The following is a 352-nucleotide window of genomic DNA, read 5'->3' as shown; positions in this document are numbered from 1 at the left end:
TTTATTGTAAGCATTTAAAAAAGCTAAGGTTAAAGCTTGATTAAAACGATAAGCGAGAAAAGCATCGCTTTGCACTATCCAATCATATTCTTTGGGATCATTACTAGGATATCCTTGAAAAAAAATTATACTTCCGTATTTCATGTGTCTTTTAAAATCCTCATCTTCTCTTAATTTCATCCTAAAACTTTCAAATACAAGATTTTGAGAGTGAAAATTGTTTTGCAATAAAAAAGCTCTGGTATTGCAATATTGTATTTTAATTATATGTTCTACTTGACCATCAGCCCAAACTTCACCTTGTAGTGGAAAATAAATACCTAAGCTATCATAAGTTTGCGAAAATCTTATT

The 352-nt window shown here is 29.3% G+C and carries 1 protein-coding gene; it reads right to left on the bottom strand.

Translation table 11 applies throughout. The features are described 5' to 3' along the window. Positions 1 to 352, bottom strand: a 352-nt coding sequence (locus H2277_RS09200; RefSeq protein ID WP_337201986.1) for a hypothetical protein, incomplete at both ends; no start/stop codon positions are given.

Origin of the sequence: Campylobacter sp. W0014 (genome assembly GCF_020135975.1) — a bacterium.
Lineage (GTDB): Bacteria > Campylobacterota > Campylobacteria > Campylobacterales > Campylobacteraceae > Campylobacter_D.
This window is presented reverse-complemented; position numbering and strand designations above follow the sequence as displayed.